Source organism: Pelovirga sp. (genome assembly GCF_059864205.1).
In genome coordinates this window covers 1-1,157 of record NZ_JCBCBS010000049.1, presented here as the reverse complement: position 1 = coordinate 1,157, position 1,157 = coordinate 1, and the positions used below count along the sequence as shown (strand labels likewise).

The window sequence follows — 1,157 nt, the reverse complement described above, 5'->3', positions numbered from 1 at the left end:
TGGGTAGTGGGTAGTGGGTAGTGGGTAGTGGGTAGTGGGTAGTGGGTAGTGGGTAGTGGGTAGTGGGTAGTGGGTAGTGGGTAGTGGGTAGTGGGTAGTGGGGACTGGACTTTGAATATCAACTGTAGGGGAGCAATTCATTGCGCTCGGGTTTTGCCTTGGCCCTGATGGCAGCAAACAGGGGGGCAGGCACCTGACGGAGCCAGTCCCCGGCGCCGGCGATTACACCTCTTTGACTCGATAAATTCCACCATGGGCTTCGGTGTCGGCGCGGTGGGCTTTAAGGTCGCCGGCAACACCATCAATTTTTTTACTGAGGCGTTCTTCTACGGAATCGATCTTGTTATTGATGCGCTTATCTGTGGCTTTCAGATCAGCTGCTACAGCATCGATTTTTTTTGAAAGATGATTATTGACGGTCTCGATCTTGAAATCGAGCAGGTCAAAGCGTTCATCGTGGCGCTTTTCGAGGTTGTCAATTTTGCGATCAAGGGCGTTGTAGCATTCAATGACAACATTGAACTTGCTGTTGATATCTTCCAGAATGATCTGCAGGTGGTCTTTTTCCATGGGTTCCCTCCGGGGTGTTGATGTGACGGAACATCATAGCGATGATGGTTGACGGGAGCAACGGTAAATCGCCGGCGGCAACCACACAAACAAAGGGGATAGAGGCGGGGTAGTGTCTTCTAGCGTTCGAACCAACGATTTTTAGTCGTAAAATCAGACCGCTCCCCCGTCGTGTCGAGAAGCCTTTGGGGTTTTAACCGATTCTGATAGATTTTCATCGCGGCCAATAGTTTTTGAAGGTCTTTTAGCCGCTATCAGAATCGATGAAGGTCTGATAACAGCAATCACCAGAACCTCTTTGTCGCGGTGAAAACCGTTAAACCAGATGTGGTAGGGTCAAAGGCCTTAACACCAGGAACTGGGTACTAGGTAGTGGGGCCTGGGGAAAATCCTTTAACGCCCGACTACCTATTCCCAACTACCAGTTTTTTCGTCGTTGACCTTCACCGCGTCATCGTTGCCGTTGACTTTTTCCGCGTCAAAATCTTTTAATTCCGGGATTATCGCGGGCAGGGGGACAGGCACCTGGCGGAGCCAGTCCCCGGTGCGACCACCCCACCCCTGCCGGGGCACCCCTCCGAGGGAGA

1 protein-coding gene is annotated in these 1,157 nt (G+C 51.8%); it reads right to left on the bottom strand.

The features are described from left to right. Positions 1–222: 222 nt before the first annotated feature. On the bottom strand, positions 223–570 hold the full coding sequence (locus AC6F7T_RS03025) for a hypothetical protein (RefSeq protein ID WP_500716495.1): 348 nt from the start codon (positions 568–570) through the stop codon (positions 223–225). Positions 571–1,157 lie beyond the last annotated feature (587 nt).

Coding starts and splice junctions, on each gene's coding strand:
- AC6F7T_RS03025 (WP_500716495.1), bottom strand. CDS start 570: ATGGAAAAAGACCACCTGCAGATCATTCTGGAAGATATCAACAGCAAG.